This is a genomic window from Sphingomonas sp. SUN019, assembly GCF_024758705.1.
Classification (GTDB): domain Bacteria; phylum Pseudomonadota; class Alphaproteobacteria; order Sphingomonadales; family Sphingomonadaceae; genus Sphingomonas.
Genome location: NZ_CP096971.1, coordinates 1,653,811 through 1,678,087 on the forward strand (window position 1 = coordinate 1,653,811; position 24,277 = coordinate 1,678,087).

The following is a 24,277-nucleotide window of genomic DNA, read 5'->3' on the forward strand; positions in this document are numbered from 1 at the left end:
TCGTTGATCGTCACCGCCAATCGGCGCACCCTTCGTTCAAACAGAATGAGAGGACACGCCATGCACGACCTCGTGATTCGCGGTGGCACGATCGTCGACGGCACGGGCAGCGCGCCGTTCGTCGGGGACGTAGCGATCGACGGCGACCGCATCGTCGCCACTGGCACGATCACTACGCCCGGCCGGCGTGAGATCGACGCGACGGGGAAGCTCGTCACCCCCGGCTGGGTCGACATCCACACGCATTACGACGGGCAGGTAACTTGGGCGTCGCGGCTCGATCCGTCCTCCACGCTCGGCGCGACGACGGTGGTCGTCGGCAATTGCGGGGTCGGTTTCGCGCCGGTGCGAACGGGCGATGAGGACACGCTGATCCGGTTGATGGAAGGCGTGGAGGACATTCCCGGCGCGGCGCTGCACGAGGGGCTGTCGTGGGAATGGGAGACTTTCGCAGAATACATGGCCGCGATCGACCGGCTGCCGCACGACATCGATCTGGCGGTGCAGGTGCCGCACGGCGCGCTGCGCGTCTATGTGATGGGCGAACGCGGCGCGAACCGTTATCCCGCGACGCCGGCCGAGAACGAGGAGATGCGCCGCCTGACCGCGGAGGCGATCCGCGCCGGGGCTTTGGGTTTCTCGACCACGCGGACGATGGTCCATCGCACCGCCGATGGCGACCTGACCCCGACGGTCGGCGCGGCGCGCGCCGAGATGGAGGCGATCGCGCGCGGGCTGAAGGATGCCGGATCGGGCGTGATCCAGTGGGTCAGCGATTTCCATCATATGGAGGAGGAGTTCGGCCTGATCCGCGACCTGACGACAATCGCGGGGCAGCCGCTGAGCTTCTCGATGGTGCAGGCCGATGTGATCCCAGACCAGTGGCGCGAACTGACGCGGCGGCTGGATGATGCTGTCGCGGACGGGCTACCGATCAAGGCGCAGGTCGCGGGGCGGCCGGTCGGACTGATGCTGGGATTGCAGGGGTCGGTCCATCCTTTCGTCAGTCGCCCGAGCTGGCAGGAGATCGCGGACCTGCCGCTGGACGAGAAGGTCGCGGCGATGCGCGATCCTGAGTTCCGCGCGCGGCTGATCGCCGAGATGCCGCTGAAGGACCATCCGTTCGTCAATTCGCTGGCCGGGGCGCACCGCAAGATGTTCCCGATCGGTGACCGCGTGGAATACGAACCCGATCCGTCGACCAGTCTCGCCGCCGAAGCCGAGCGGCGCGGGGTGAACCCCGACGAACTGGTCTATGACGCGCTGATCGCCGATGAGGGGCGCGCCTTCCTGTTCTTCCCGATGCACAATTACGTCGAGGGCAATCTGGACAACGTGCATGCGATGATCGTCAATCCGAATACGCTTGCTGGCCTCTCCGACGGCGGCGCGCATGTCGGGGCGATCTGCGACGTCAGCCTGCCGACGTTCATGCTGACGCACTGGTGCCGCGACCGGACGCGCGGGCCGCGGCTCGATCTGGCCGAGGTGGTGCGGCAGCAGACCAGCGAGACCGCCGCCGCGGTGGGGCTACACGATCGCGGGGTCATCGCGGCGGGGTATCTCGCCGATCTGAACGTGATCGATTTCGAGCGGCTGGAACTTGGCAAGCCGTACATGGCGTACGACCTGCCGACCGGCGCGCGGCGGCTGATGCAGGATGCCGACGGCTACGTCGCGACGATCAAGTCGGGGCAGGTCATCTATACCGAGGGACAGCCGACCGATGCGCTGCCGGGCAGACTGATCCGCGGACGGCAACCCGCGCCTGAGCCTGCCCGCCAAGAACTTCAGACGGCGGCGTGACCCCGCTCATCATCGAGGCCGCGCTGAACGGCGCGACGCCCAAGGCGCGCAATCCCAACGTGCCGGTGTCGCCGGACGAGATCACCGCGCACGGACTCGCCGCGATGGAGGCGGGGGCGGCGATCGTCCACACGCATATCGAGCGGATGGATGTCCGTGGGGGTGACGCGGTGGCACGGTATATGGAGGGCTATGCGCCGATCCTGGCTGCACGGCCCGACGCGATCCTGTGGGGCACGGTTGCGATGGGCGCGAATTTCGAGGAACGCTTTGGCCATTACCGCGGGCTGGCCGCGGGCGGCGTGCGGATGGGAGCGTTCGATCCGGGGTCGGTGAACCTCGGCACGCATGGCGCAGACGGACTCCCCGGCCAATCGTTCGTCTATGCGACCTCTTACAGAGACGTCGCAGGCCTCGTCGCGCTGCATGACGAAGCGCGGCTGGGGCCGGCGATCGCGATCTACGAACCCGGCTGGCTGCGGACGGTGCTGGCATATGAGAAAGCGGGAAAGCTGCCGCGCGGGGCGTTCGTGAAGCTGTATTTCGGCGGACGGTACAATTTTCTCGACGGACAGCGCAGCGGCGTGACGTTCGGGCTGCCGCCGACCGAAAAGGCGCTGGCGGCGTATCTCGAACTGCTGGAGGGGTCGGCGCTGCCGTGGGCGGTCGCGGCGATCGGCGATTGCGTGGTGAAGACCGGGCTGGCCGAACTCGCCATCGCCTACGGTGGGCACGTCCGGGTGGGGCTGGAGGATTATGGCGGCGAGGACCGGCCGGACAACATTGCGCTGATCGAGCAGGTCGTGGCGCTGGCGAAGGCCGCGGGCCGGCCGGTCGCGACGCCCGCGGATGCGGCGACCATCTTGGATCTGCCGCAATGAACGCGCCCTTCGCTCCGCCCGCGAAACTGGTCGGCGCGGTGACCGCCGCGCTCGCGATCCTGCGCTGCCTGGGGCGTCATGCCGAACCGCTGCGGCTGTCGGACGTGGTGCGCGAGGAGGGGCTGAACAGCTCCACCGCGCTCAACATCTTACGCACGCTGGAGTATGAGGGGCTGATCGCGTTTGACCGTCGCAGCAAGCGTTATGCGCTGGCCAGCGGCCTCGCCGATCTCGCCGCGCCGCTTGACGCTTCCCACGCGACGGAGCGCGCGATGGCGGCGGCGGCGCAGGAACTGGGCGCGACGATCGGGCTGTGGCGCGTCGTCAGTGAAGAAGTGGAACTGGTGCAGGTCGCCGATTCCTCCGCGGTGATGCGCATCGCGTTCACGATCGGGCGGCGGCTGCCGATGTTCCTCGGCGCGATGGGGCGGCTGGTCGCGGCGCGCGGCGACTGGAGCGCAGACCAGCTCGCCAGGGGGTTTGCGGCAGTGCCGTGGGCGCGGACGCCAGAGTACGAGACGTGGCTCGGCGAGGTCGCGCAGGCGCGCGCCGATCAGGCCGCGATCGATGCGGGCCACGTCAACGCCGGGATTCTCGGCATCGCGGTCCCGGTCGAGCGCGACGGCCCGCTGCACCACGTCCTTGCCGCCGCACTGTTCGACACCGGCGACGCCGACATCCCCGCGATCACGAACCGCCTGCGGCAGGTCGCCGCAACCGCCGAAGGAGCATCGCCATGCATGACCTGATCGTGAGGGACGGCATCGTCGTCGACGGCACCGGCGCGGCGCGCTTTCGCGGCGATGTCGCGGTCAGGGACGGCCGGATCGTGCAGGTCGGCGCGGTGTCGGGCGTGGCGAAGCGCACGATCGACGCCGGGGGATGCGTCGTCACCCCCGGTTTCGTCGACATCCACACGCATTACGACGGGCAGGTGTCGTGGGACCGGATGCTCGCGCCGTCGTCGATCAACGGCGTCACCTCCGCCGCGATGGGCAATTGCGGGGTCGGCTTCGCGCCCGCGCGGGCCGACAAGCACGACTGGCTGATCCAGTTGCTCGAAGGCGTGGAGGACATTCCCGGCACCGCGCTGGCCGAGGGGCTGACGTGGGATTGGGAGAGTTTTCCCGATTACCTCGATGCGCTGTCGGCGCGGGATTACACGATGGACCTCGGCGCGCATCTGCCGCACGCCGCCTTGCGCGCCTATGTCATGGGCGACCGTGGCGGCGACCATCTGGAGACGCCGACCGCAGCCGAGATCGATCGCATGGCGACGCTGACCGGCGAGGCGCTGGAGGCGGGCGCGCTCGGCTTTACCACCTCGCGCACCCACGCGCATCGCGCACGCGACGGCGCGAATATCGGCACGCTGACCGCGGGCGATCCCGAGCTGCTCGGCATCGTCGCGGCGCTGAAGCGCGCCGACAAGGGCGTGATCCAGCTGATCTCCGACGCTTACCTCACCGCGGACGACGATTTCGCCGCGCAGGAACTCGCGCTGATCCGCCGCCTGGCCGAAACTAGCGGGCGGCGGCTGTCGTTCACCGTCCAGCAGAGCGACGATTCGCCCGATCGCTGGAAAAGCATCTACCGGGAGATCGACGCGATGGTCGCCGACGGTCTGCCGGTCAGCGCACAGGTCGCACCGCGGCCGATCGGAGCGATCCTGTCGTTCGCATCGACCACCAACCCGTTTATCCTGACTCCGACCTATCGCACGGTAATCCGTGGCAGCGCGTCGGTGGCAGAACGGCTGGCGCGGCTGGCCGAGCCCGGCACGCGCGCCGCGATCCTGACCGAACATGATTCGATCCGCCCCAGCGAAGGCTTCGCGGCGATCGTCACGCAGGGCTACCGCCGCATGTTCCGCATGACCGACCCGGTCGATTACGAGCCGCAGGAAAGCCAGTCAATCGCCGCCGAAGCCGCGCGCGCGGGCGCAGATGCCGCCGCCTACGCCTATGACACGCTGATGGAGGACGGCGGGCGGCGGCTGCTCTACATGCCGCTGATCAACTATGCGCGCGGCAATCTGGACGACGTGCACGGCATGATGACGGGCAAGCACGTCCTGTACGGCCTGTCCGATGGCGGCGCGCACTGCGGGACGATCTGCGACGGCAGTTTCCCGACGACGACGATCGGCCTGTGGTCGAAGGGCAGCAAGTCGGGGCTGAGCGCGTCGCTCGAATCGCTCGTCCACGGTTACACGAAACGCAACGCCGCGCATGTCGGCTGGCACGACCGCGGCGTGGTCGCGCCGGGCTATCTGGCCGATTTGAACGTCATCGCGCTCGACGACCTCGCGCTCGCCCCGCCCGAGATCGTACAGGATCTGCCCGCGGGCGGCGCGCGCCTGCTCCAGCAACCGCGCGGCTATCGCTGGACGGTGAAATCGGGCGTGCCGACGTTCGAGAATGGCGCGTGGACCGGGGAGACGCCGGGGCGGCTGTTGCGCGGCGCAATGGCGGCATAAACCGCGACGATTGATTTCGATCAGTAGATAAGCGCGACGGCTCAAACCTTTATAAACGGAACGCAGGCTATCCACGGCCGATGGCGTGTTGCGTTTCCGTCCCTGTCGCCCGCCGGCCTGCGAGTCGGACGGTATGACCATCGTGATCGTCCTGGCTGGCGTCTGCGCGATGGCGTCGATCGCGGTCGTCGTCATGCGGCGGCGCATCGCGGCGCTGTCCGCTTCGCTGGCGACGCTGCGGATCCAGGCCGAGGATTATGCTCCACGTCTGGCGCAGAGCCACGCCGTCACCGGCCTGCCGACGCGCGAACCGCTCTTCGTACGGATGGACGAAGACGGCGTCGGCACGCTCGCGGTGCTGGCGTTTCGCGACTACGATCGGCTGTGCGCGTTCGATCCGTTGCTCGGCGACCGCGTGCTGATCGAAATGGCCGCGCGAATCGGCGCGATGCTGCCCGCGACCCGTTTCGTCGCGCACGTCGACCGCGGCCATGTCGCGATCTGGATTGGCGGCGAGCCCGGCGCGAACGAACTCGACGCGCTGGTCTATGCGCTGGGCGAACGGATCGTCGACGGCGCGCGGGAGATATTGCCTGAAATCGCGTTGCGGCAATTGCCGGTCGATATCACCCGGACGCGACCGCCCGCCGCGCTCGCGCGGGCATTCGCGGCCTTTTCCGCGCCAGCCGCCGCGGCGACGCCCGACGGCGCGATCGACCCCGACGAGGTGGCGCGCGACCGGTTCCAGCTCGAACAGGATCTGCGGCAGGCGGTGGCGCGTGGCGAATTGCTGCTGCATTTCCAGCCGTTGATCGACGCCGCCGACGCGCGCGTGTGCGGTGCGGAGGCGCTGATCCGCTGGCGGCATCCGACCCGTGGCCTCGTCCCGCCGTCGCGCTTCGTGCCCGTCATGGAGGCGGCAGGGCTGAGCCACGAAATCGGGCTGTGGGCGCTCAACACCGCGCTGCGCGAGGCGCGCGGGTGGCGTCTCGCGGGGCTCGGAAACCTGCGCGTCGCGGTCAACATCTCCGGGCATCAACTGGTCGGCGCGGACCTGCGCACGATGGTCGAACGGACGTTGGCGCGGCATTCGGTCGGCCCCGACGCGCTGGAGATCGAACTGACCGAAAGCGTCGCGATGGGCGACGGCGACAGCGCAGCCCGGCTGTTCGAAAGCCTGCGTGCGCTGGGCGTGCGCATCGCGATCGACGATTTCGGCACCGGTTTCTCCAGCTTCAGCACGCTGCGCACGCTGTCCTTCGACAAGATCAAGATAGACCGCGAATTCGTGACCGCAGTTCACGAACGCCGCGATAGTCAAGCCATCTGCCAAAGCATCATCGCGCTAGGCCGTGGCCTGGGCGCGTGCGTGCTGGCCGAGGGGGTCGAGCAACCCGCAGAATACGAATGGCTGCGCCAGCACGGCTGCCAGCATTTCCAAGGCTATTATTTCTCCCCGCCGCTGCCCGGCGAGGATTTCGTCGCGTTCGTCCGCGATGCCGCGCGGCTTAAACGACTGCTCGCGGTCGGGCCGGGCGCATTGCGGGCCAGTATTTCCGAAAGGCTGAGTGCATGAGTTATCGTATCCCCCTGGCGGCGTTCGCGCTGTTTGGTGTCGCGGCGTGTTCGTCCGGACCGAAAGCGCCGCCGAGCACGGCATCCGCGCCCGCACCGACAGCCGCAGCCGAGGTCGACGCGATCCTCGCGCTGCTGGACGGCGGCGACGCGAAGGCGGCCAAGAAGCGCATCGCCGCCGGGCTGAAACGCGATCCGATGAACCCGTCGCTGCTGGTGCTACGCGATTCGATCGAGCGCGATCCGAAGGAACTGCTCGGCCCGGCGAGTTGGCCCTACACCGTGCGCGCAGGCGACACGATGACCGAACTGGCGACGCGCTTCCTCGGCAATCGGCTGAAGGCGTATCAGCTCGCGCGGTATAATGGCATCGACAATCCCGCCGGCATCGCCGCGGGCCAGGTGCTGCGAATCCCCGGCAACGCGCCGCGAATCGAAGCGCCGCGTCGCGATGAACCCGCGAAGACGCCGCCACGCGCAAAGCCCGCGCCCGCCAAACCCGCCGCCGCAAAGCCAGCGACGCCCGCCCCTGCCCCGCGCGCCGCCAATCCGGCCGCCGCACGGCAGGCGCGCGCAGCCGGGCTCGCCGCGCTGAACCAGGGCAAGGTCGCGGTCGCGGTGTCGCAGTTGCGCCGCGCCGCTACGCTCGATCCGGGCAATCCACTGATCGCGCGCGATCTTGCGCGCGCCCAACGCATCGCGGCGACGGTCCGCGCGCGGAAGTAACGCGATGCTAAACCTATCGAATTATCTGCGGTCGTTCCGTCGAATCGGAAGGACCGCCGAATGACGATGCTGGGCCGTTACGAGATCTTGGGGCGTCTGGGCGAAGGCGCGATGGCCGACGTGTTTCGCGCGCACGATCCCGACATCGGGCGCACTGTCGCGATAAAGGTGCTGAAGCCCGAATATGCGCGCGATCCGGAGATCGGGCGGCGCTTCCTGCGCGAAGCGCGCGCGGCGGGGGCCCTGAACCACGCCAATATCGCGACGATCTATGACGTGGGCGAGGCGGACGGCGTCGCTTATCTCGCGATGGAGCTGGTCGACGGGCAGCCGCTCGATGCGCTGCTCCACGCGCACGGGCGGATGCCGTACGAGCGCGTGCTGGGGCTGGCGCGGCAATTGGCCGATGCGCTCGCCTATGCGCACCGCGCGGGCGTGGTCCACCGCGACGTGAAACCGTCGAACATCCTGCTGTCGGCGGATGGACGCACCGCCAAATTGCTCGATTTCGGGGTCGCGCGGGTCGGCGAATGCGACGTCGCCTCGCTCGCGAAGACGCAGGTCGGGCAGATGATCGGCACGCCGCGATATATGAGTCCCGAACAGGCGCTGGGCCTGCCGGTCGACCAGCGCAGCGATCTGTTTTCGCTGGGCGTCGTGCTGTACGAGATGGTGACGGGCAAGGTCGCGTTTCCGGGCATGGGCTTGGCCACGCTGGCGATCCAGATCGCGCAGGACCGGGTAGAGCCGATCGGCCGCACCGCCGCCGATTGTCCGCCGGGCCTGACCTTCATCATCGACAAATTGCTGGCGAAGAAGCCCGAGGCGCGCTTCCCCGATGGCGACGCGCTGGCCGCGGCGATCGACCGCGAGATCGGTGCGGGCAAGGAAGCAGCGCCCGGACGGCGCGGCCTGCCGCTGCGGTTGAAGCTTCCGCTGGCGCTGGTCGCGGTGACGGCGGCGGCGCTGATCGCCAGCGTGTCATCGGTGCTGAGCCGCGAACAGCAGGCGCTGGAGCATATGGCGGTGGTTTCGGGCGACACCATCGCGGCGTTCGTGACGAACAACGCCGCGGTACTGGCGGCGGACAATGCGGGACTTTCGCCCGATCAACAGGACTGGTCGGCGTTGCAGGCGTTCGTCGTCACCGCCGCGCGCGACCGCGGGGTACGCGACATCACGGTGATCGACGGCGGCGGCACGATCCGCGCGGCGAGCGACGCGGCGCGCGTCGGGCGGCGCTATGGCGCGGCGCGCGGGGAGGTGGTGATGGCCGGGAGCGGCGACACCGCCGTGACCGCCGCGAACGGCACCGGGCTGCGCTTCGCGCGGCCGATCCGCTATGCGGGCGCACGCTTCGGCACGGTCGATCTGGTGCTGAGGCGCGACGCGCTGGACGGCGCGGTCGCCAATTCGCGATCGTTGCTGATCGCGCTGTCGCTGATCGTGATGCTGGCGGTGCTGGTGGTCGGGTATCTCAGCGGCGCTTTGGTCGCACGGCCGCTCGCGCGACTGCGCCGGGCGCTGGACGAAGCGGCCGACGCCGATTTCGCACTGCGCATCTCGCACCGGCGGCGCGATGAATTCGGCGCGGCGTTCGACGCCTTCAACCGCGCCGCCGCCGCGGTCGAGCCGAACCTGCGCGGCCATGCCGCCGAGGCGAAGGCCGCGGTGCTGGCGACCCGCGTCGCCCCCGCTCGCCGCGCGGCCTGAGGACGAACCAGATGTACATGCTGCAATTGTTCGACGCCGACGATGCGATCCAGCCGATCGATGCACGGTTGCTGCGCGACGGGACGATCCGGATCGGGCGCGACGCGGCGGCCGACTGGCCGATCGCCGATCCCGATTGCGCCCTGTCGCGATCGCACCTCGACCTGCGCGCCGACGCCGACGGCCTGATCCTGCGCGTGTTCGGCGCGAATGGCGTGTTCGACGATCTGTCGGGCGTGCGTTTCCCCGATCAGACCGATGTCGCGCTGCCGCTGCCCGGCGCGTTGCGGCTGGGGCGCTTCCGCATCGTCGCAACGCACGCGCCGCACGCCGCCATGGCGGTCGACGAGAATCGCACGATGGTGCTGAGCCCGCCGCTCGGCACGTCGATCGAGGTGCCGGGCGACTGGAACGACGCCGCTCCGCTGCCCGCTTATACCGAAGGATCGCTGTTGGAGGCGTTCTGCGAGGGCGCGGGACTCGACGCGTCGCTGTTGTCGAGCGAGGAGCCGACAGAGGTCATGCGCCGCGCGGGCGCGGTCTATCGCCAGATGGTGCTGGGCATCGGCGACCTGATGGCCGAGCGCGACCGCGCGCGCGGGCGGTACCAACTGACCCGCACCACGATCGGCGGGGCAGACAACAATCCGTTCAAGTGGGCGCCGTCGCAGCGGCTGGCGATCGACCTGCTGCTGGCGGGATCGTCGGGATTCCTGTCCGGTCCGGCGGCGCTGAAGGCGTCGTTCCGTGACGTGAAGCGCCATCTGGTCGCGACCTTCGAAGGGCTGCAGGGCAGTCTGCGCGCCGCGATCGGCACGTTCGATCCGGCCGCGGTCGACAAAGCGGTCGGCGACAAGGGATCGCTGTTGAAAAGCCGCGCCAGCCTGCAGATGGCGGAGGTGGCGACGCGGCACGCCGATCTGTCACGACAGGTCGAACAGGGCGACGCCGGATCGCTCGATCGCGCCTTTGTCGCCGCCTATGATGCGGCAGAGGCGACGCTCAATCGCGCGGGGAACCGCACCGGCGACGCGGCGTGAGCGCGCTGCTCAGGCGCTGGTCGCGCACGCGCGCCGCGCCGACCTTCACCGCGGTCAGCCGCACCCATGTCGGCCGTGTGCGCCAAGTGAACGAGGACCGTCTGCTCGACCGCACGGCCCGCGGGCTGTGGGCGATCGCCGACGGCATGGGCGGGCATCGGGCGGGCGATGTCGCCGCGGGGATCGCGATCGATACGCTCGCCGCGCTGGCGGACACGGGCGCGCTGATCGACGAAAGCGCCGTCACCACCGCGCTGAGCGCCGCCAACGCCGCGATCATCGCCGCGACGGGAGATACCGACACCAGCGGCACGACGATCGTCGCGGCCACCCCGACCCATGTCCTATGGGTGGGCGACAGCCGCGCCTATCGCATCCGCGACGAACGGCTGACGCCGCTGACGCGCGATCACAGCGTGGTGCAGGAACTGATCGACGCCGGGCTGCTGTCGCCCGCCGATGCGCCCCGCCATCCCCGCGCCAACGTCATCACGCGCGCGCTGGGGATCGGCGCGGCCGTGGAGATCGAGCGCGCGCGGATCGAACTGCTGGCGGGTGATCTGCTGCTGCTGTGTTCGGACGGGCTGTCGCGTTCGCTCGACCCGCGGGATTTCATCCCCGGCCGTCCGCTGGAGGCGCAGGCCGACCGGCTGCTGACCAACGCGCTGCAACGCGACGGCAGCGACAATGCGTCACTGATTCTGGTCGCGGTTGGCTGAACTACGCCGGCCGCGCTAGCATCAGCGCTGCGCGCGTCGTCTTGCATACGATCTCGTCGCGCTGGTTCAGGCCGATATGTTCGAACGTCACGATGCCCTGCCCCGGGCGCGAGGTCGACGGGCGGAGCGCCACGACGGTCGTCTCGGCGCGGATCGTGTCGCCCGCGAATACCGGCTTGGGAAAATTCGTTTCGGTCATGCCGAGGTTCGCGACCGTCGTCCCGAACGTCGTATCCTGCACGCTGAGACCGATCACCAGACCTAACGTGAAGAGCGAATTCATCAGCGGGCGGCCGAATTCGGTGGTCGCGGCATAGGCATGGTCGATGTGCAGCGCGGCCGGATTGAAGGTCAGCGACGAGAACAGCATATTGTCCATGTCGGTCACCGTGCGCCGGATCTCGTGCGTGAACCGCCGCCCGATCTCGAACTCTTCGAAAAACAATCCCGCCACGTCATCGTCCTCCCTTATCCCGTCACAAGGGCGAACGATCCCGCCGGCTTGTCGAGAAGGAACATCGCGCCGCCATAGTTTCGCCGCGTCATCTTGCCTACAGCGCGTGCGAGCAACGGACACGGTATCAATGAAGGCCATCATCATCGTCGCCGGTCAGGGTTCGCGGCTGTTGCCGCTGACGCTGGGCGTTCCCAAATGCCTGGTGCCGGTGGGCGGGCGCGCGATCCTGGACCATCAGTTGGATGCCGCGCGGGCGGCGGGGATCGACCGCGCGGTCGTCATCGGCGGCTACCGCATCGATCAGATCGCGGAATATCTGTCGCAGCGGAAGCACGATGTCGCGGTCACGCTGATCTTCAATCCGTTCTGGGCGGTGGCGAGCAGCATCGGCAGCGTGTGGGCGGCGCGCGACCATCTGAGCGATCCGTTCGCGCTGATGAACGGCGACACGATCTTCGATCCGTCGATCGTCGCGGCGGCGGCCGCCGATACGACGCCCGGAATCAGGCTGGTGGTCGACGCCATCGTCGAGCCGGAACATGACGACATGCTGGTGGAGGTCGCAGGCGGCCGGGTCTGCGACGTCGACAAGCATCTGCCCGCCGGACGTGCGACGCACCGTTCGCTGGGGCTGGTCCTGTCAAGCGGCGGCGACGCGTATCGATCGGCGCTGCGTGAGGTGATTGCGGGCGACGAGGGCATTCACGCTTATCATCACGCGATCATCGCGCGCCTTGCGCCCGACGGCCATGTCGGCGCGGTCGTGATCGATCCGCGCGCGCATTGGCAGGAGATCGATACCGCCGACGACATCGCGCGGTGGGAACGCGATCACCGGCAGAGCGACCCGGTGGCCGCGTGAAGGGACCGGTCGCGTTCCTGTTCCTCGGCGAAACGCTTCTGATCCCGCACCTTTATCCGATCGTCGAGGCGCTGAGCGAAATCGCGCCCGACGTGGCGATCGATCTGTGGGTGGGCACCTCGGTCCATGAAAATCTGCTGACGCGCTGGACCGCCGACCTGAACAATCCGCGCCTGCGCATCCGCCGCGCGCCGGGATTTCGGACCGTCGCGGACGACGGCGCGGGCCGCAACCCGCCGCTGCCCGCGAAGCTGCCGATGCTGGCGCGGCTCGCCCCTTATCTGTGGCGCGTGCCCGTGGTCGTATCGGCCGAGCAGACCAGCCTGTGGCTGCCGCGGGTGCTTCCGATACGGGCGCGGTTCGTCAACACCTTTCACGGCGCGGGATCGATGACCAACCGCGACGATCCGCGGCGGCGCGCGGCATGGCGCACCTTGGTCGCCTCGAAGCGGGAGCGCGATGCGCTGGCCGAGAACGGCGTGGCGGCGGAGCGGATCGCAGTGACCGGCTATGTGAAGGCCGCTTTCCGCCAGCGCACACACACGCAACTGCCGTTCGCCGATCGCCGCCCCGTGGTGCTGTATGCGCCGCATTGGCAGCGGCATCGTTCGTCGTGGTGGGCGTGGGGGCGGCAGGCGGTGGAGCAACTGGCCGCGCAGGATCGCTACAATGTCATCATCGCCCCGCACCAACGGCTGGCGGAAAAGGCGCCCGAACTGCGCGACCTGCTCAAGACGGCCGGAGCGCTGCCGCATGTCCACACCGACCTGGACGGCTTTGCGATGGTCGACGGCAGCTATACCGCCGCGGCCGACATCTATCTGGGCGACACGTCGAGCCAGGTGATCGAATTCCTGATGCAGCCGCGCCCGTGCATGTTCCTCGACCCGCGCGGCACCACATGGCAGAGCGATCCGTCCTACGCGATGTGGGCGTGCGGAGAAGTGGTGACGACGCCCGATCGCATCATCCCCGCGTTGATCGAGGCGCCCGTTCGCCATGCGACGTTTCGAGCGGCGCAGACCGCTTTCGCAACGTCTTCGCTCGGCGACACCAGCGGCGCGGCCGCGGGGCGCGCCGCGGCGGAGATCGTTGCGGCGTTGCGCGGCTGACGCAATCGGCTATCGGGCGGCAATGGACGCAAGTGCGATCAAACCGGCGATGCTGTCGATCGGCGCGAACCCGACGCTCATCTGGGGCATGACGACGGCCGAGCGCGCGCGGCGGATCGCGGTCGCGCAGGGGCTGCCGGCCGGCGGGAGCGATGCCAGCGGCGCGGCGATGCTGGCGAATGCGGCGTTCGCGTTCGATCCCGCATGGACGGCGCATCTCGGCGCGCGCCCGGCGAGCGTGCTCACCAGCCGCGGCGTGCCAGTACTGGCGCACGTCGTCACCGCCGAACAACGCGGGCTGGTGGAGGCCGCGATGCGCGCGAACACGCCGTTGCCCGCGAACGACCTCACCGTTTTCGCCGAGGAAGCCGAAGGCGGCATCTTCAACGAGGCGTTGCGCAAGCGCGAACGTCCCTTCGCCGCCGAGCTGACGCCTGCGTCGGTCACGGCGATCGAACGCGCCAGCTATGTCGGCGCGTACAAGGGCGTGACCGACCTGCTGACCAAATACCTCTGGCCCGAATGGGCGCTCGTGCTGACCCGCCTCGCCGCGCGCGCCGGGATCACGCCGAATCAGGTCACCGCGACGGGAACGGTGCTGTGCATCGTCGCGACGATCGCCTTTTGGTACGGCTGGTTCTGGACCGGACTCGCGACCGGTCTGACGTTCATGGTGCTCGATACCGTCGACGGAAAGCTGGCGCGCTGCACGATCACCTCGTCGGCGCTGGGCAATGCGTGGGATCACGGCATCGACCTGGTTCATCCGCCGTTCTGGTGGTGGGCGTGGGCGGCGGGATGCGCGCCATATGGCCGCGCGCTGACCGACGACACATTCTGGGCGGTGATGGCGGCGATGCTGACCGGTTACGTCGCGCAGCGGCTAATCGAAGGCGCGTTCATCGTGCGGTTCGGGATGCACATCCACGTCTGGCGGCGCTTCGACAGCCGGTTCCGGCTGATCACCGCGCGGCGCAACCCGAACATGGTCATCCTGTTTGCGGGGCTGCTGATCGGACGGCCCGACTGGGGCATCGTCGCGGTGGCGGTCTGGACGATCGTGTCGCTGGCCGTCCATCTCGTCCGGCTGGCGCAGGCGATGGTCGAGCAGCGACGCGCGCCGATCGCGAGCTGGCTGGCCTGACACCGCGCGTGGCCGGCGGCATCCGATCCCTGGCGGCCTCGATCCGGTCGCGTCCCGGCGTGCAGGCGGTGCTGCGCAATCTCGGCTGGCTGCTGGCCAGCCGCAGCGTGCTGGCGATCCTGTCCTTGTTCTATCTCGGGTTCGCCGCGCGCACGCTGGGCGTGGTGGATTTCGGCCGCTTCGCGCTGATCACCGGCGCGTCGCAGGCGCTGGCGATCTTCGTCGGCTTCCAGACATGGCAGATCATCGTCCAATATGGCGTCGACCCGTTGCAGCGCGGCGATACGCCCCGGCTCGCGCGGCTGTTGCGCGGTTGTGCGTTGCTCGACCTGACCGGCGCGCTGATCGGCGTGGCGCTGACCGTCGCGATCCTGCGCGTCGGGGCCGGGCCGCTCGGCATCCCGCCCGATCTGACGCGCGACACGCTGATCTTCGCGGTCATCCAGCTGGTGTCGGTGCGCTCGACCCCGCTCGGCATCCTGCGCCTGCGCGACAAATTCTCGCTGTCGGCGCTCGCTGACAGCATCACCCCGATCGTGCGCTTTGTCGGTGCCGGCGCTGCGATGCTGTTCGACCCGAGCGTGCGCGGCTTCATGATCGCCTGGGCGGCGGCCGAACTGCTGACCGCCGCAACCTATTGGGTGCTGGTCGCGCGCAGCGGCGACCTGGGCCTGATCGGTCGCGCACGGACCGGTTTTGGGCAACTGGTGGACGAAAATCCCGGCATCGTGGGCTTTGCGGTCAGCACCAACGCCAGCGCGACGCTGGGCCTGTCGAGCAAACAGTTCCCCCTGCTGCTGGTCGGCGCGGCGGCCGGTCCGTCGGCGGCGGGCATCTTCCGGCTCGCCGCGCAGCTGGCGCAGGCGCTCGCCAAGGTTTCCCAGCTGATTGCGCGCGCCGCTTTCCCCGAGGTCGTCCGATTGGCGCGTACGGCGTCGCCGCGGCGCTTGGGCCGCATCCTGCCCCGGACGTATCTGGTCAGCGGGCTGGCGGCGCTGGCGATCATGGCCGTCGTCGTCCTGGCCGGGCGGCAGGTGCTGTCGCTGATCGGCGGCAAGACCTTTGGCGACGCTTATCCGATGCTGCTGTGGCTGACCGCTGCGGGGTGCATGGAGATGATCGTGATCAGCGCCGAAACCGTGCTGACCGCGTTGCACCGCGCAGGCGTCGTCTTCGCCATTCGCGCCGTCGCCGCCGCGCTGATGCTAGCGGGCGCGTTGATCCTGATGCCCCTTTATGCCGCCAGCGGCGCGGCGATGGCGGTGTTCGCGGGATCGGCGGTCGTCGCGCTGCTGCTGGGGATCGCGGCGCGCAGGATTACGCGCGTCTCGGCAGATGACGAGATCATCGACGGCTGACACGCCGGATCGCGTTTCATCACACCCTCCGACCGTGCGCCTCACCCCGAATTGCCGCATCGGCGAGTCACTCCCGGGTCACTAATTTGTAGCATATCTGTCGCGCACACGGTAGGACGGGGCAGTGTTCGAGCAGGCGATCAGAACGACGGCGGCGTCTCAACGGGTAGCCGCGAGAGACCGCTCGTCCGCACCGGTCGGCCGGACCCTTTCGAGGGCGGCGGCGCAGGCTGGCGTGAAGGCGGGGGTGATCTGCAATCCCAAGAGCCACCAGAACCGCACTGGCCATATTGCTTTCGGGACGCCGTTCCGGTCGTTCGCATCGCCCGGCGTGGTGGTCGCGACACCGCGCACGCGGGATGAATTGACCGGCGTATTGCTGGGCTTCGCACGCGACGGGATCGATCTGCTGGTCATCGACGGCGGCGATGGAACGGTCCGCGACGTGCTGACCCGCGCGGGCACGATCTGGGGCGACGATTGGCCACGGATCGCGATCGTGCCGTCGGGCAAGACCAATGCACTGGCGCTCGACCTCGGCGTTCCGGCGGACTGGACGATCGAACAGGCGCTGGCGGCGGCGGCGGCGAACCACAGCGTCGAACGGCGACCGGTAGAGATCGAGCGGCGCGACGATGCGGCGGTGCTGCGCGGTTTCCTGTTCGGGACCGGCGCGTTCGTGAGCGCCACCGCGCTGGCGCAGCGCACGCACCGCGTCGGCGCGTTCCACGGCGTCGCGGTGTCGCTGGCGCTCGGCTGGGCGGTCGCGCAGACCATCTTCGGGCGGGCGTCCAGTCAGTGGCGGGCGGGCGAACATATCAAGCTGCGCGCCGCGCTCGCCGATGGTCGTGGCGAGGTGGCGGTCGACGACCGGCGTTATCTCCTGCTCGCCTCCACGCTCAATCGCCTGCCGGTCGGATTGAAGCCGTTCGGGACGCCGCGCGCGGGAATGAAGCTGCTCGTCGTCGACGCGCCACCGCGCCGGATGATCCGGGCGGTGCCCTTGCTCCTGTCGGGATCGGAATCGCCGTGGCTCGACGCGTCCGGCTATCGCCGGTTCGATGCCGACGCGATCGATCTGACGATCGATGGCGATTTCATCCTCGACGGCGAAATCTATCCCGGCGGCGATTTGAGGATACGCCCGGCGACGCCGATCCGCTTCGTCGTCCCGTGACCGATCTGCTGACCGCGTTCCTGCGGGACGAGATGATGCGCGCCGTCCCGCGGCAGGCGCACGACATCGCGCGCCTGCTGGCAGAGGCTCCCGGCACGATCGCGATCTTGTTCTACGGATCGAATTTGCGCACCGGTTCGGCCGAGGGCGTGCTGGATTTCTATGTCCTGCAGGATGGGCCACCAGAGCGCGGATTGTGGCCCAGGGCCGGGTATCGCGAGGTGTCGATCGCGGGACAAACGGTGCGCGCGAAGATCGCGACGATGCGGCTGGCGACCTTTGCGAAGGCGGCGGCGGCGCAGACGCTGGACACGACGATCTGGACGCGATTCGTTCAGCCTTGCGCGCTCGTCTGGGCGCGCGACGCGGCGGCGGGCGAACGCGTCATCGCGGCGGTCGCCGCGGCGGCGGTGAGCGCGGCGCGGTTCGCGGCGGCGCTGGGGCCGGAGACGGGCGCGCCGCGGGATTATTGGGCGGCGCTGTTTGCGGAGACCTACGCCGCGGAATTTCGCGTCGAATCGGCCGGGCGATCGGCGACGATCGTGGCGCATGATCCGCAGCGGTACGATGCGTTGCTGCCGCTCGCCTGGACCGCGGCGGGTATTGCATTCGATGTCGATGCAGGAGAGCTCCGGCCGCGGATCGGCAGTGCGCAGCGCGCGAGTGTGTTGCGCGGGTGGCGCGCGCGGCGGCTGGCGGGCAAGCCGCTCAACCTCGTCCGGCTGGTGCGCGCCGCCTTCACCTTCGACGGCGCGGCGCGCTACGGCGCGTGGAAGATCGAGCGGCACACCGGTGTTCCCGTCCGCCTGACGCCGTGGCGGGAGCGGCACCCGATATTGGCCGCGCCCGGCGTGTTCTGGCGCGTATGGCGCGCGCGTTCCCGCACCGCGTGACGGATTTAGCCGATACGCCCTTCACCGCGCTGATCCTGGCTGGCTCGCGTGGCGGCGTCGATCCGGTCGCGGCTTATGCCGGCGTTTCGCACAAGGCGTTGGTCGTGCTGGAGGGCGAAACGCTGCTGACGCGGGTGGCGCATACGCTGACGCTGGCGGGGGCGACGCGAATCGTCGTGTCGACCAATGACACGGCCGTGCGCGACCATGCCGTCGCGCTGGGTGCGGAGGCGATCGCCTCCGCCGAGGGGCCGAGCCTGAGCGTGCGTAACGCCATCGAAGCGTTGGGGACGCCGTTGCTGGTCACGACAGCGGATCACGCGCTGCTACAACCAGAATGGATACGGCGGTTCCGATCTGACCTGCCGCCCGCAATGGACGTGGTGGCGCTGCTCGCCCGGCGCGAATCGATCGAGGCGGCGGCGCCGGGGACGCGCCGGACCTATCTGCGCTTTGCCGACGGCGACTGGTCGGGGTGCAATCTGTTCTATCTGGCGACGCCGCGTGCTGCGGGCGCGATCGATCTGTGGCGACAGGTGGAGGTAGATCGCAAGCGACCGTGGCGGATCGTCCGTCGCCTGGGTCTGGCGACCATGGCGCGCTATCTGACGCGCCGCCTGACGCTGGCAGAGGCGGTCGCGCGTCTGGGCCGGTTGGCCGACGTGCGCGCGACGGCGGTCGAGAGCCCGTTCGGCTTGGCCGCGGTCGACGTTGATACGCCGAACGACCTGGATTTGGTCAGGGGGCTGGGTGCCGCCAAAATATCCTCCCCTGCAAGGGGAGGTGGCAGCGCGAAGCGATGACGGAGGGGTGGCACCCTATCGAGAGCGCGGCACCCCTCCGGCGCTACGCGCCACCTCCCCTTACAGGGGAGGATTGATCTGGGAAAACAAACGTCCCGAGGATTAACTCAAACCATGTGCACGGTCTTCGTCACCAGATGCGCGGCGACGCCTTCCGGCCCGTCCTCCGAGCCATGCCCGCTGTCCTTCACCCCTCCGAACGGCGCATCGGGCGCGCTCAGGCGGACCGAGTTGATGCCGACCATTCCCGCCTCGATCGCGTCGCCCAGCAGATTCTGGCGGCGGCCGTTTTCGGTGAAGCAATAAGCCGCCAAGCCGAACGGCAGGCGATTGGCCTGTTCGATCGCGTCGTCGACGGTGGCGAAGGGGCGCAGCAAAGCGATCGGGCCGAACGGCTCCTCGTTCATCGCGCGCGCCTCCAGCGACACGTCGGACAGGACGGTGGGGGTGAAGAAGAACCCGCCGTTCGAATCGTCTCGCGTGTCGCCGCCCGCCAGCAGCTTCGCGCCGGTGGCCTGCGCATCCGCGACGAGCGCGCCGATCGCTTCGGGGCGGCGCGGGTTGGCCATCGGCCCCATCTGCGTGTCGGGCTGCATTCCGTCGCCGACCTTCAGCGCCTTCGTCCGCTCGGCAAAGCCCGCGGCGAAACGGTCGTAAATGCCCTCCTGAACATGGAAGCGCGTCGGCGCGATGCACACTTGGCCCGCATTGCGGAACTTGTGCGCGACGAGCAGGTCGATCGTCTTGTCGAGATCGCAATCGTCGAACACCAGCACCGGGCCGTGCCCGCCCAGCTCCATCGTCGTCTTCATCATCGTGTCGGCGGCCAACTTCATCAGATGCTTGCCGACCGGGACCGACCCGGTGAAGCTTAGTTTGCGCGTGATCGGCGACGCGAGCAACTGGCGCGACACCATGTCGGGCACGCCGAACACGCATTGCGCGACGTTGCCGGGCAGGCCCGCATCCTGGAAGCAGCGCATGACCTCGATCGCCGAGCCCGCCGTCTCCTCGCTCGGCTTGATGATGATCGAACACCCGGCGGCGAGCGCTGGCGCGATCTTCCGGACCACGTTCATTATCGGGAAATTCCAAGCGCAGAACGCCGCGACCGGCCCAACCGGCTGTTGCAGCACCAGCGAACGGCCGCCCGGCGCACGCGGCAGGACGCGGCCGTAGATGCGCACTGCTTCGCCGGCGTGGAAATCGAGCAACGCGGCGGCGAACAGCGCCTCACCCTTGGCCTCGACCTGGATCTTGCCCTGTTCGAGCGTAGCGATGCGCGCGAGGTGATCGGCGCGTTCGCGGATCAGCGCGGCGGTGCGCGTCAGGATCGCGGCGCGCGCCTCTGGCGCGGTTGCACGCCACGCGATGAAGCCGCGCCGCGTCGCGTCCAACGCGCGGTCCAGATCGGCGGCGGTGGCCAGCGGCAGCGCGCCATGCGCCGCGCCGGTCGCCGGGTTCAGCACATCCTGCGTATCGCGTCCGTCCGCGCCCAACCATTCGCCATCGACGTACAGCGCGAGCTTCGTATCATATCCGGTCATGTATCGATCCTGTCCGAGCGCCGCGTGGGGCTTCATTCGGCGGCGATCGATAGCGGGGTTTCGGTGCGTGTCCAGCGCGGCTGGATCGGCGCGACGAGACCGGTGTCGGCTTGGGAGCGGGTGCGCAGGTCGTCGATCGACGGACCGTAGTTGAACAGCGGGATCGCGTCGCCGCGGGCGGCGCGCATTTTGGCACGCAGCGCATCGGTCGCCGCCTGATCGACCGCGCCGTCGGCGATCACCACGCCGTAAGCGCGCGCGCCCTCGGCGGTGACGAGGCCCTGGCCGATCTCCTTCGCGATGAGCGCGGGATCGCGGTCGAGCGGGTCGCCCCAGCCGCCGCCGCCCCAGGTGATGAAGTCGAGTTCGTCGCCGGCCTGGACCTTCAAATCCTCGCGCTTGTTGCCGACGATCTCGGTCGTGCCGTCGACGCGGCGCAGGATCTTCTTCGCGCGCGCGCCCGGCGCGCCGCCGTTGACGCCCCACGGATGGACGAACCAGCGATCGTCGTGGATCGCGATCTCTCCGTCCTCGAGGAACTGGTAGGTCATCAATATGCCGTTGCCACCACGGTGCAGCCCGGCCCCGCCGCTGTCGGGCACGGTTTCGTACCGCTCGATCCTGAGCGGGAAATAGCGTTCGAGGAACTCGTTCGGCACGTTGGTGAAGTTGGGCCAGAGGCTGTGGCCGTCGGGGCCGTCGCCGAGCGGACGGCCGGGGATGCCGCCGAAGCCGATCTGGAACAGCTGGAACCATTCGCCCTTCGCGTCGCGCCCCGAATAGAACAGGTGTGGGCTTGAGCTGAACCCGGCGGCGTTGAGGAACTCGGGCGTCTTCTGGCCGAGCAGACCGCCGAGAATGTCGAACAGCCGCCCGAGCGCGTGCGTCCGGCCGCTGAGCGCGGCGGGAAACTTCGGCTTCAACAGCGATCCTTCGGGGATGCGCACGTCGATCAGGTCGTAATAGCCGTCGTTGAACAGGATCTGCGGGTCAAACACCATGATCATGTAAATGCCGAAGAACATCCGCATCATGTTTTCATTGAGCAGGAAATTGATGCTGCCCTGGCTCTGCGGATCGGTGCCCTCGAAGTCGAGCACCACACGCCCGTTCTCGCGCCACATCGTGCACTTGATCTTGTACGGGCCGTAACCGAGCCCGTCGTCGCAGATGTAATCCTCGAAGCTGACCGGTTCCTCGCCGATCGCAGTGTCGATCAGCGCCTTCATCGCGCGGTGGTTGCGCGCGAGCAGGTCTTCGCACGCCGAGACGAACACATCGTCGCCGAAGCGCTCCGCCATCTCGATCACGCGGCGCGCGGCGACGCGGCAGCTGGCGATCAGCGCATTGAGGTCGGCCTTGCACCATTCGGGCGAGCGCGACTGCGCCATGACGAGCTTGACCAGTTCCTCGTTATAGACGCCTGCTTTCCAGATCTTGACCGGCGGGATGCGCACGCCTTCCTGGAAGATGTTGGTCGCGTCGATCGGCATCGACCCCGCGACCTTGCCGCCGATGTCGCTCTGGTGCCCGAACATCGAGGTATAGGCGATGATCCGCCCCTCCTTGAACACCGGCAGCAGCACAAGCCAGTCGTTCAGATGGCTGATCGCGCCCTGCACCGAATAGGGATCACTGAGAAAGATCATGTCGCCTTCCTCGACCGTGCCGTCATAGCCGTCGAGGAACGGGCCGATGTACGATCCGAACTGCCCGACGATCATGCGGCCCTTGTGATCGGCGATCAGCGGGAAGGCGTCGCCCTGTTCGCGGATGCCGGGCGACATCGCGGTGCGCACCAGCGTCGCGTCCATCTCGATGCGGGCGTTGCGCAGCGCGTTCTCGATGATGTCGAGCGTTACGGGATCGATCGATACCGTGGCGAAGGGCGTGTCGTTGGTCTGGACGATCGTGGCGGGCATCAGTTGTTCCCCCCGGAAAGTACGGGTGTGATCAGGATATTGCCGAAATCATCCACGGTGCCGATATGTCGGGTCTCGATCAGCGTGGTCGAATCCATCTCGATCACGATCGCGGGGCCGGGGATCACGTCGCCGGCCTCCAGCTTCGACCGGTCGTAGATCACCGCGGCCTGTTCGGCATTGTCCATCCACAGCGTATGATCGCGAAGTCTCGCCTGTGCCGGATCGCCGTCGCCTTGTGGAAGGGTCAGCGCGGGCAGTTCCAGCGCCCGGCCGGTCGCGACCGCGCGGAGGTTCACCAGCTCGTGTTCGCTGTCCATGTTGAAGGTGAACAGGCGGCGGTGTTCATCGTCGAACCGCGTGGTGAGCGTGTCCAGCCCGCCCTCCAGATCGGCGAGCGACACCGTCATCGGGACTTCGAACGCCTGACCCGAATAGCGCACGTCGATCTCGAACCCGGTCTCGATCTCGGCTTCGTCGATGCCGTCGGCGATCAGTTCGTCGCGGACCTGGCGCTCCATCGTCTTCAGCGTGGCGATGACCTCGTCGGCGCTCGTCTCGGACAGACGCTTCGACAGCGAACGCGCGGTTTCGGTGCGCATGCGCGTCGTCGCGTCGCCCAAAGCACACAGCACGCCGGGCGAGACCGGGGACACCGCGGGATAGCTGCCCATCAGCCGCGCGACCGCATTGACGTGCAGCGGCCCCGCGCCGCCGAACCCCATCAGCGCGAACCCGCGCGGGTCGTAGCCCTGCTGGACCGAGATCATGCGCAGCGCGCCGAACATGTTCTCGTTGACGATATCGATGATGCCGCGCGCCGCCGCCATCAGCCCGATGCCGAGCGCGTCGGCGATCGTCTGCACCGCCGCGGTCGCCGCCGGACGATCGAGCTTGAACGTGCCCCCGAGCAGGTTTTCGGGCAGGTAGCCGAGCACGACATTGGCGTCGGTCACCGTCGGCAGCGTGCCGCCCTTCCCGTAAGCGGCAGGCCCCGGCACCGCGCCCGCGCTCTGCGGGCCCACTCGAAGGGCTTTGGTCAGTTCGGGCACGTAGGCGATCGACCCGCCGCCCGCGCCGACCGTCTTCACGTCGAGCGACGAGGCGCGCACCGACAGATGCCCCACCTCGGTGGTGCGCACGCGGCGCGGCTCGCCGTGCTCGATCAGCGCGACGTCGGTCGAGGTGCCGCCGACGTCCAGCGTCAGGATGTTGTCCAGCCCCGCATTCTTCGCGACCCACAAGGCGCCGGTGACGCCGCCCGCAGGTCCAGACATCAGCAACGAGACCGGATGCTCCTCCGACTTCTGCGACGACATCAGCCCGCCATCCGAGCGCAGCAGCGACAGCCGCCCGGTCATCTCGACCTTCTCCAGCTTCTCGCGCAGATTGCGGACATAGCGCCCGACGAGCGGCCGCACCGCGGCGTTGGCGACGGTTGTCAGCGTGCGTTCGTATTCCTGCATCTCAGGCAGGACGATGTGGCTCATCGACAGCGGCACGTCGGGCAGCACCTCCGCGGCGATCGCCGCCACGCGGCGTTCGTGCTCGCCGTTGAGATAGGCGTTGATCAGGCTGATCGTCAGCGCCTCGATCCCCTGTCGCTTCAATCTCTCCAGCGCGGCGCGGATGTCGGCATCGTCGACCGGCCGCACCTCGCGCCCCTCCGCGTCCATCCGCCCCTTGATCTCGACCGTATCCTCCAGCTTCGCCAGCGGCTCGGGCTTTGGCCAGACGATCCAGCCCGCCAGACCGCCGGGCACGAAGCTGCGCGCGATCTGCATGATCTGGCGGTAACCCTCGGTCGTGACCAGACCGACGCGCGCGCCCTTGCCCTCCAGCATCGCGTTGGTCGCCACGGTCGTGCCGTGCAGGAACACCGCGATCTCCGACGGCGAAACCCCGGCCGAGGCGCATACCGCCTCGACCCCGGTCAATATCCCTTCGGAACTGTCGTGCGGGGTCGACGGCGTCTTGTGCCGCCAGAAATCACCGCTCGCATCGTCGAACAGCAACAGATCGGTGAACGTGCCGCCAACGTCGACACCCAGGCGATACCCCAT

20 protein-coding genes are annotated in these 24,277 nt (G+C 68.5%); 16 read left to right on the forward strand and 4 right to left on the reverse strand.

Translation table 11 applies throughout. The features are described 5' to 3' along the window. Positions 1–60 precede the first annotated feature (60 nt). The 9 genes from M0208_RS08060 (at position 61) to M0208_RS08105 (ending at position 10,939) form a co-directional block, all read left to right on the forward strand. On the forward strand, positions 61–1,806 hold the full coding sequence (locus M0208_RS08060; RefSeq protein WP_258891196.1) for an amidohydrolase family protein: 1,746 nt from the start codon (positions 61–63) through the stop codon (positions 1,804–1,806). Next, positions 1,803–2,687 carry a 3-keto-5-aminohexanoate cleavage protein gene (locus M0208_RS08065; RefSeq protein ID WP_258891197.1) on the forward strand — a complete coding sequence of 295 codons (885 nt, stop codon included), beginning with the start codon at positions 1,803–1,805 and terminating at the stop codon, positions 2,685–2,687. The genes M0208_RS08060 and M0208_RS08065 overlap by 4 nt, the downstream gene beginning before the upstream one ends. Continuing rightward, the gene (locus M0208_RS08070; RefSeq protein WP_258891198.1) at positions 2,684–3,436 is read left to right on the forward strand and encodes an IclR family transcriptional regulator; all 753 of its coding nucleotides are present in this window, start codon (positions 2,684–2,686) and stop codon (positions 3,434–3,436) included. Before M0208_RS08065 ends, M0208_RS08070 begins: the two co-directional genes overlap by 4 nt. Beyond that, positions 3,424–5,166 carry an amidohydrolase family protein gene (locus tag M0208_RS08075; protein WP_258891199.1) on the forward strand — a complete coding sequence of 581 codons (1,743 nt, stop codon included), beginning with the start codon at positions 3,424–3,426 and terminating at the stop codon, positions 5,164–5,166. Before M0208_RS08070 ends, M0208_RS08075 begins: the two co-directional genes overlap by 13 nt. Positions 5,167–5,299: 133 nt before the next feature. Continuing rightward, positions 5,300–6,742, forward strand: coding sequence for a bifunctional diguanylate cyclase/phosphodiesterase (locus M0208_RS08080; protein WP_258891200.1), 1,443 nt, complete (start codon positions 5,300–5,302; stop codon positions 6,740–6,742). After that, on the forward strand, positions 6,739–7,467 hold the full coding sequence (locus M0208_RS08085) for a LysM peptidoglycan-binding domain-containing protein (protein ID WP_258891201.1): 729 nt from the start codon (positions 6,739–6,741) through the stop codon (positions 7,465–7,467). Before M0208_RS08080 ends, M0208_RS08085 begins: the two co-directional genes overlap by 4 nt. Before the next feature lie 60 nt (positions 7,468–7,527). Then, on the forward strand, positions 7,528–9,180 hold the full coding sequence (locus M0208_RS18485; protein ID WP_309546992.1) for a protein kinase domain-containing protein: 1,653 nt from the start codon (positions 7,528–7,530) through the stop codon (positions 9,178–9,180). A gap of 17 nt (positions 9,181–9,197) precedes the next feature. Next, positions 9,198–10,220, forward strand: a complete 1,023-nt coding sequence (locus tag M0208_RS08100; RefSeq protein ID WP_258891202.1) for a type VI secretion system-associated FHA domain protein — start codon at positions 9,198–9,200, stop codon at positions 10,218–10,220. Further along, positions 10,217–10,939, forward strand: coding sequence for a PP2C family serine/threonine-protein phosphatase (locus M0208_RS08105; RefSeq protein ID WP_258891203.1), 723 nt, complete (start codon positions 10,217–10,219; stop codon positions 10,937–10,939). Before M0208_RS08100 ends, M0208_RS08105 begins: the two co-directional genes overlap by 4 nt. 1 nt (position 10,940) lies before the next feature. Here M0208_RS08105 and M0208_RS08110 read toward each other — a convergent pair whose 3' ends face one another. After that, on the reverse strand, positions 10,941–11,393 hold the full coding sequence (locus M0208_RS08110; protein WP_258891204.1) for a MaoC family dehydratase: 453 nt from the start codon (positions 11,391–11,393) through the stop codon (positions 10,941–10,943). A gap of 130 nt (positions 11,394–11,523) precedes the next feature. On the opposite strand from M0208_RS08110, the gene M0208_RS08115 reads away from it, so the two are divergent. From M0208_RS08115 to M0208_RS08145, 7 genes are all read left to right on the forward strand, one after another. After that, positions 11,524–12,258 carry a phosphocholine cytidylyltransferase family protein gene (locus M0208_RS08115; RefSeq protein WP_258891205.1) on the forward strand — a complete coding sequence of 245 codons (735 nt, stop codon included), beginning with the start codon at positions 11,524–11,526 and terminating at the stop codon, positions 12,256–12,258. After that, positions 12,255–13,370 carry a CDP-glycerol glycerophosphotransferase family protein gene (locus M0208_RS08120; protein ID WP_258891206.1) on the forward strand — a complete coding sequence of 372 codons (1,116 nt, stop codon included), beginning with the start codon at positions 12,255–12,257 and terminating at the stop codon, positions 13,368–13,370. The genes M0208_RS08115 and M0208_RS08120 overlap by 4 nt, the downstream gene beginning before the upstream one ends. 22 nt (positions 13,371–13,392) lie before the next feature. Beyond that, a complete protein-coding gene (locus M0208_RS08125; protein WP_258891207.1) occupies positions 13,393–14,514 on the forward strand; it encodes a CDP-alcohol phosphatidyltransferase family protein in 1,122 nt (373 codons plus the stop codon). Between the two features lie 8 nt (positions 14,515–14,522). Then, positions 14,523–15,872 carry a lipopolysaccharide biosynthesis protein gene (locus M0208_RS08130; protein WP_258891208.1) on the forward strand — a complete coding sequence of 450 codons (1,350 nt, stop codon included), beginning with the start codon at positions 14,523–14,525 and terminating at the stop codon, positions 15,870–15,872. Between the two features lie 235 nt (positions 15,873–16,107). After that, positions 16,108–17,049: a diacylglycerol kinase family protein gene (locus tag M0208_RS08135; RefSeq protein WP_258891209.1), complete on the forward strand. Its 942-nt coding sequence runs from the start codon at positions 16,108–16,110 to the stop codon at positions 17,047–17,049. Continuing rightward, entirely contained in the window at positions 17,046–17,942 is an 897-nt protein-coding gene (locus M0208_RS08140; protein ID WP_258891210.1) for a hypothetical protein, read from the forward strand. Before M0208_RS08135 ends, M0208_RS08140 begins: the two co-directional genes overlap by 4 nt. Further along, a complete protein-coding gene (locus M0208_RS08145) occupies positions 17,939–18,745 on the forward strand; it encodes a nucleotidyltransferase family protein (RefSeq protein WP_258891211.1) in 807 nt (268 codons plus the stop codon). Before M0208_RS08140 ends, M0208_RS08145 begins: the two co-directional genes overlap by 4 nt. A gap of 107 nt (positions 18,746–18,852) precedes the next feature. Here the strand turns inward: M0208_RS08145 and M0208_RS08150 are convergent, their stop codons facing one another. From M0208_RS08150 to M0208_RS08160, 3 genes are read right to left on the reverse strand one after another with little or no spacing between them, the layout of a single operon-like run. Beyond that, on the reverse strand, positions 18,853–20,292 hold the full coding sequence (locus M0208_RS08150; RefSeq protein WP_258891212.1) for an NAD-dependent succinate-semialdehyde dehydrogenase: 1,440 nt from the start codon (positions 20,290–20,292) through the stop codon (positions 18,853–18,855). Positions 20,293–20,324: 32 nt separating this feature from the next. Next, positions 20,325–22,214 (reverse strand): hydantoinase B/oxoprolinase family protein, encoded by a 1,890-nt coding sequence (locus tag M0208_RS08155; protein WP_258891213.1) that lies wholly within the window; start codon positions 22,212–22,214, stop codon positions 20,325–20,327. After that, the gene (locus M0208_RS08160; protein ID WP_258891214.1) at positions 22,214–24,277 is read right to left on the reverse strand and encodes a hydantoinase/oxoprolinase family protein; all 2,064 of its coding nucleotides are present in this window, start codon (positions 24,275–24,277) and stop codon (positions 22,214–22,216) included. The genes M0208_RS08155 and M0208_RS08160 overlap by 1 nt, the downstream gene beginning before the upstream one ends.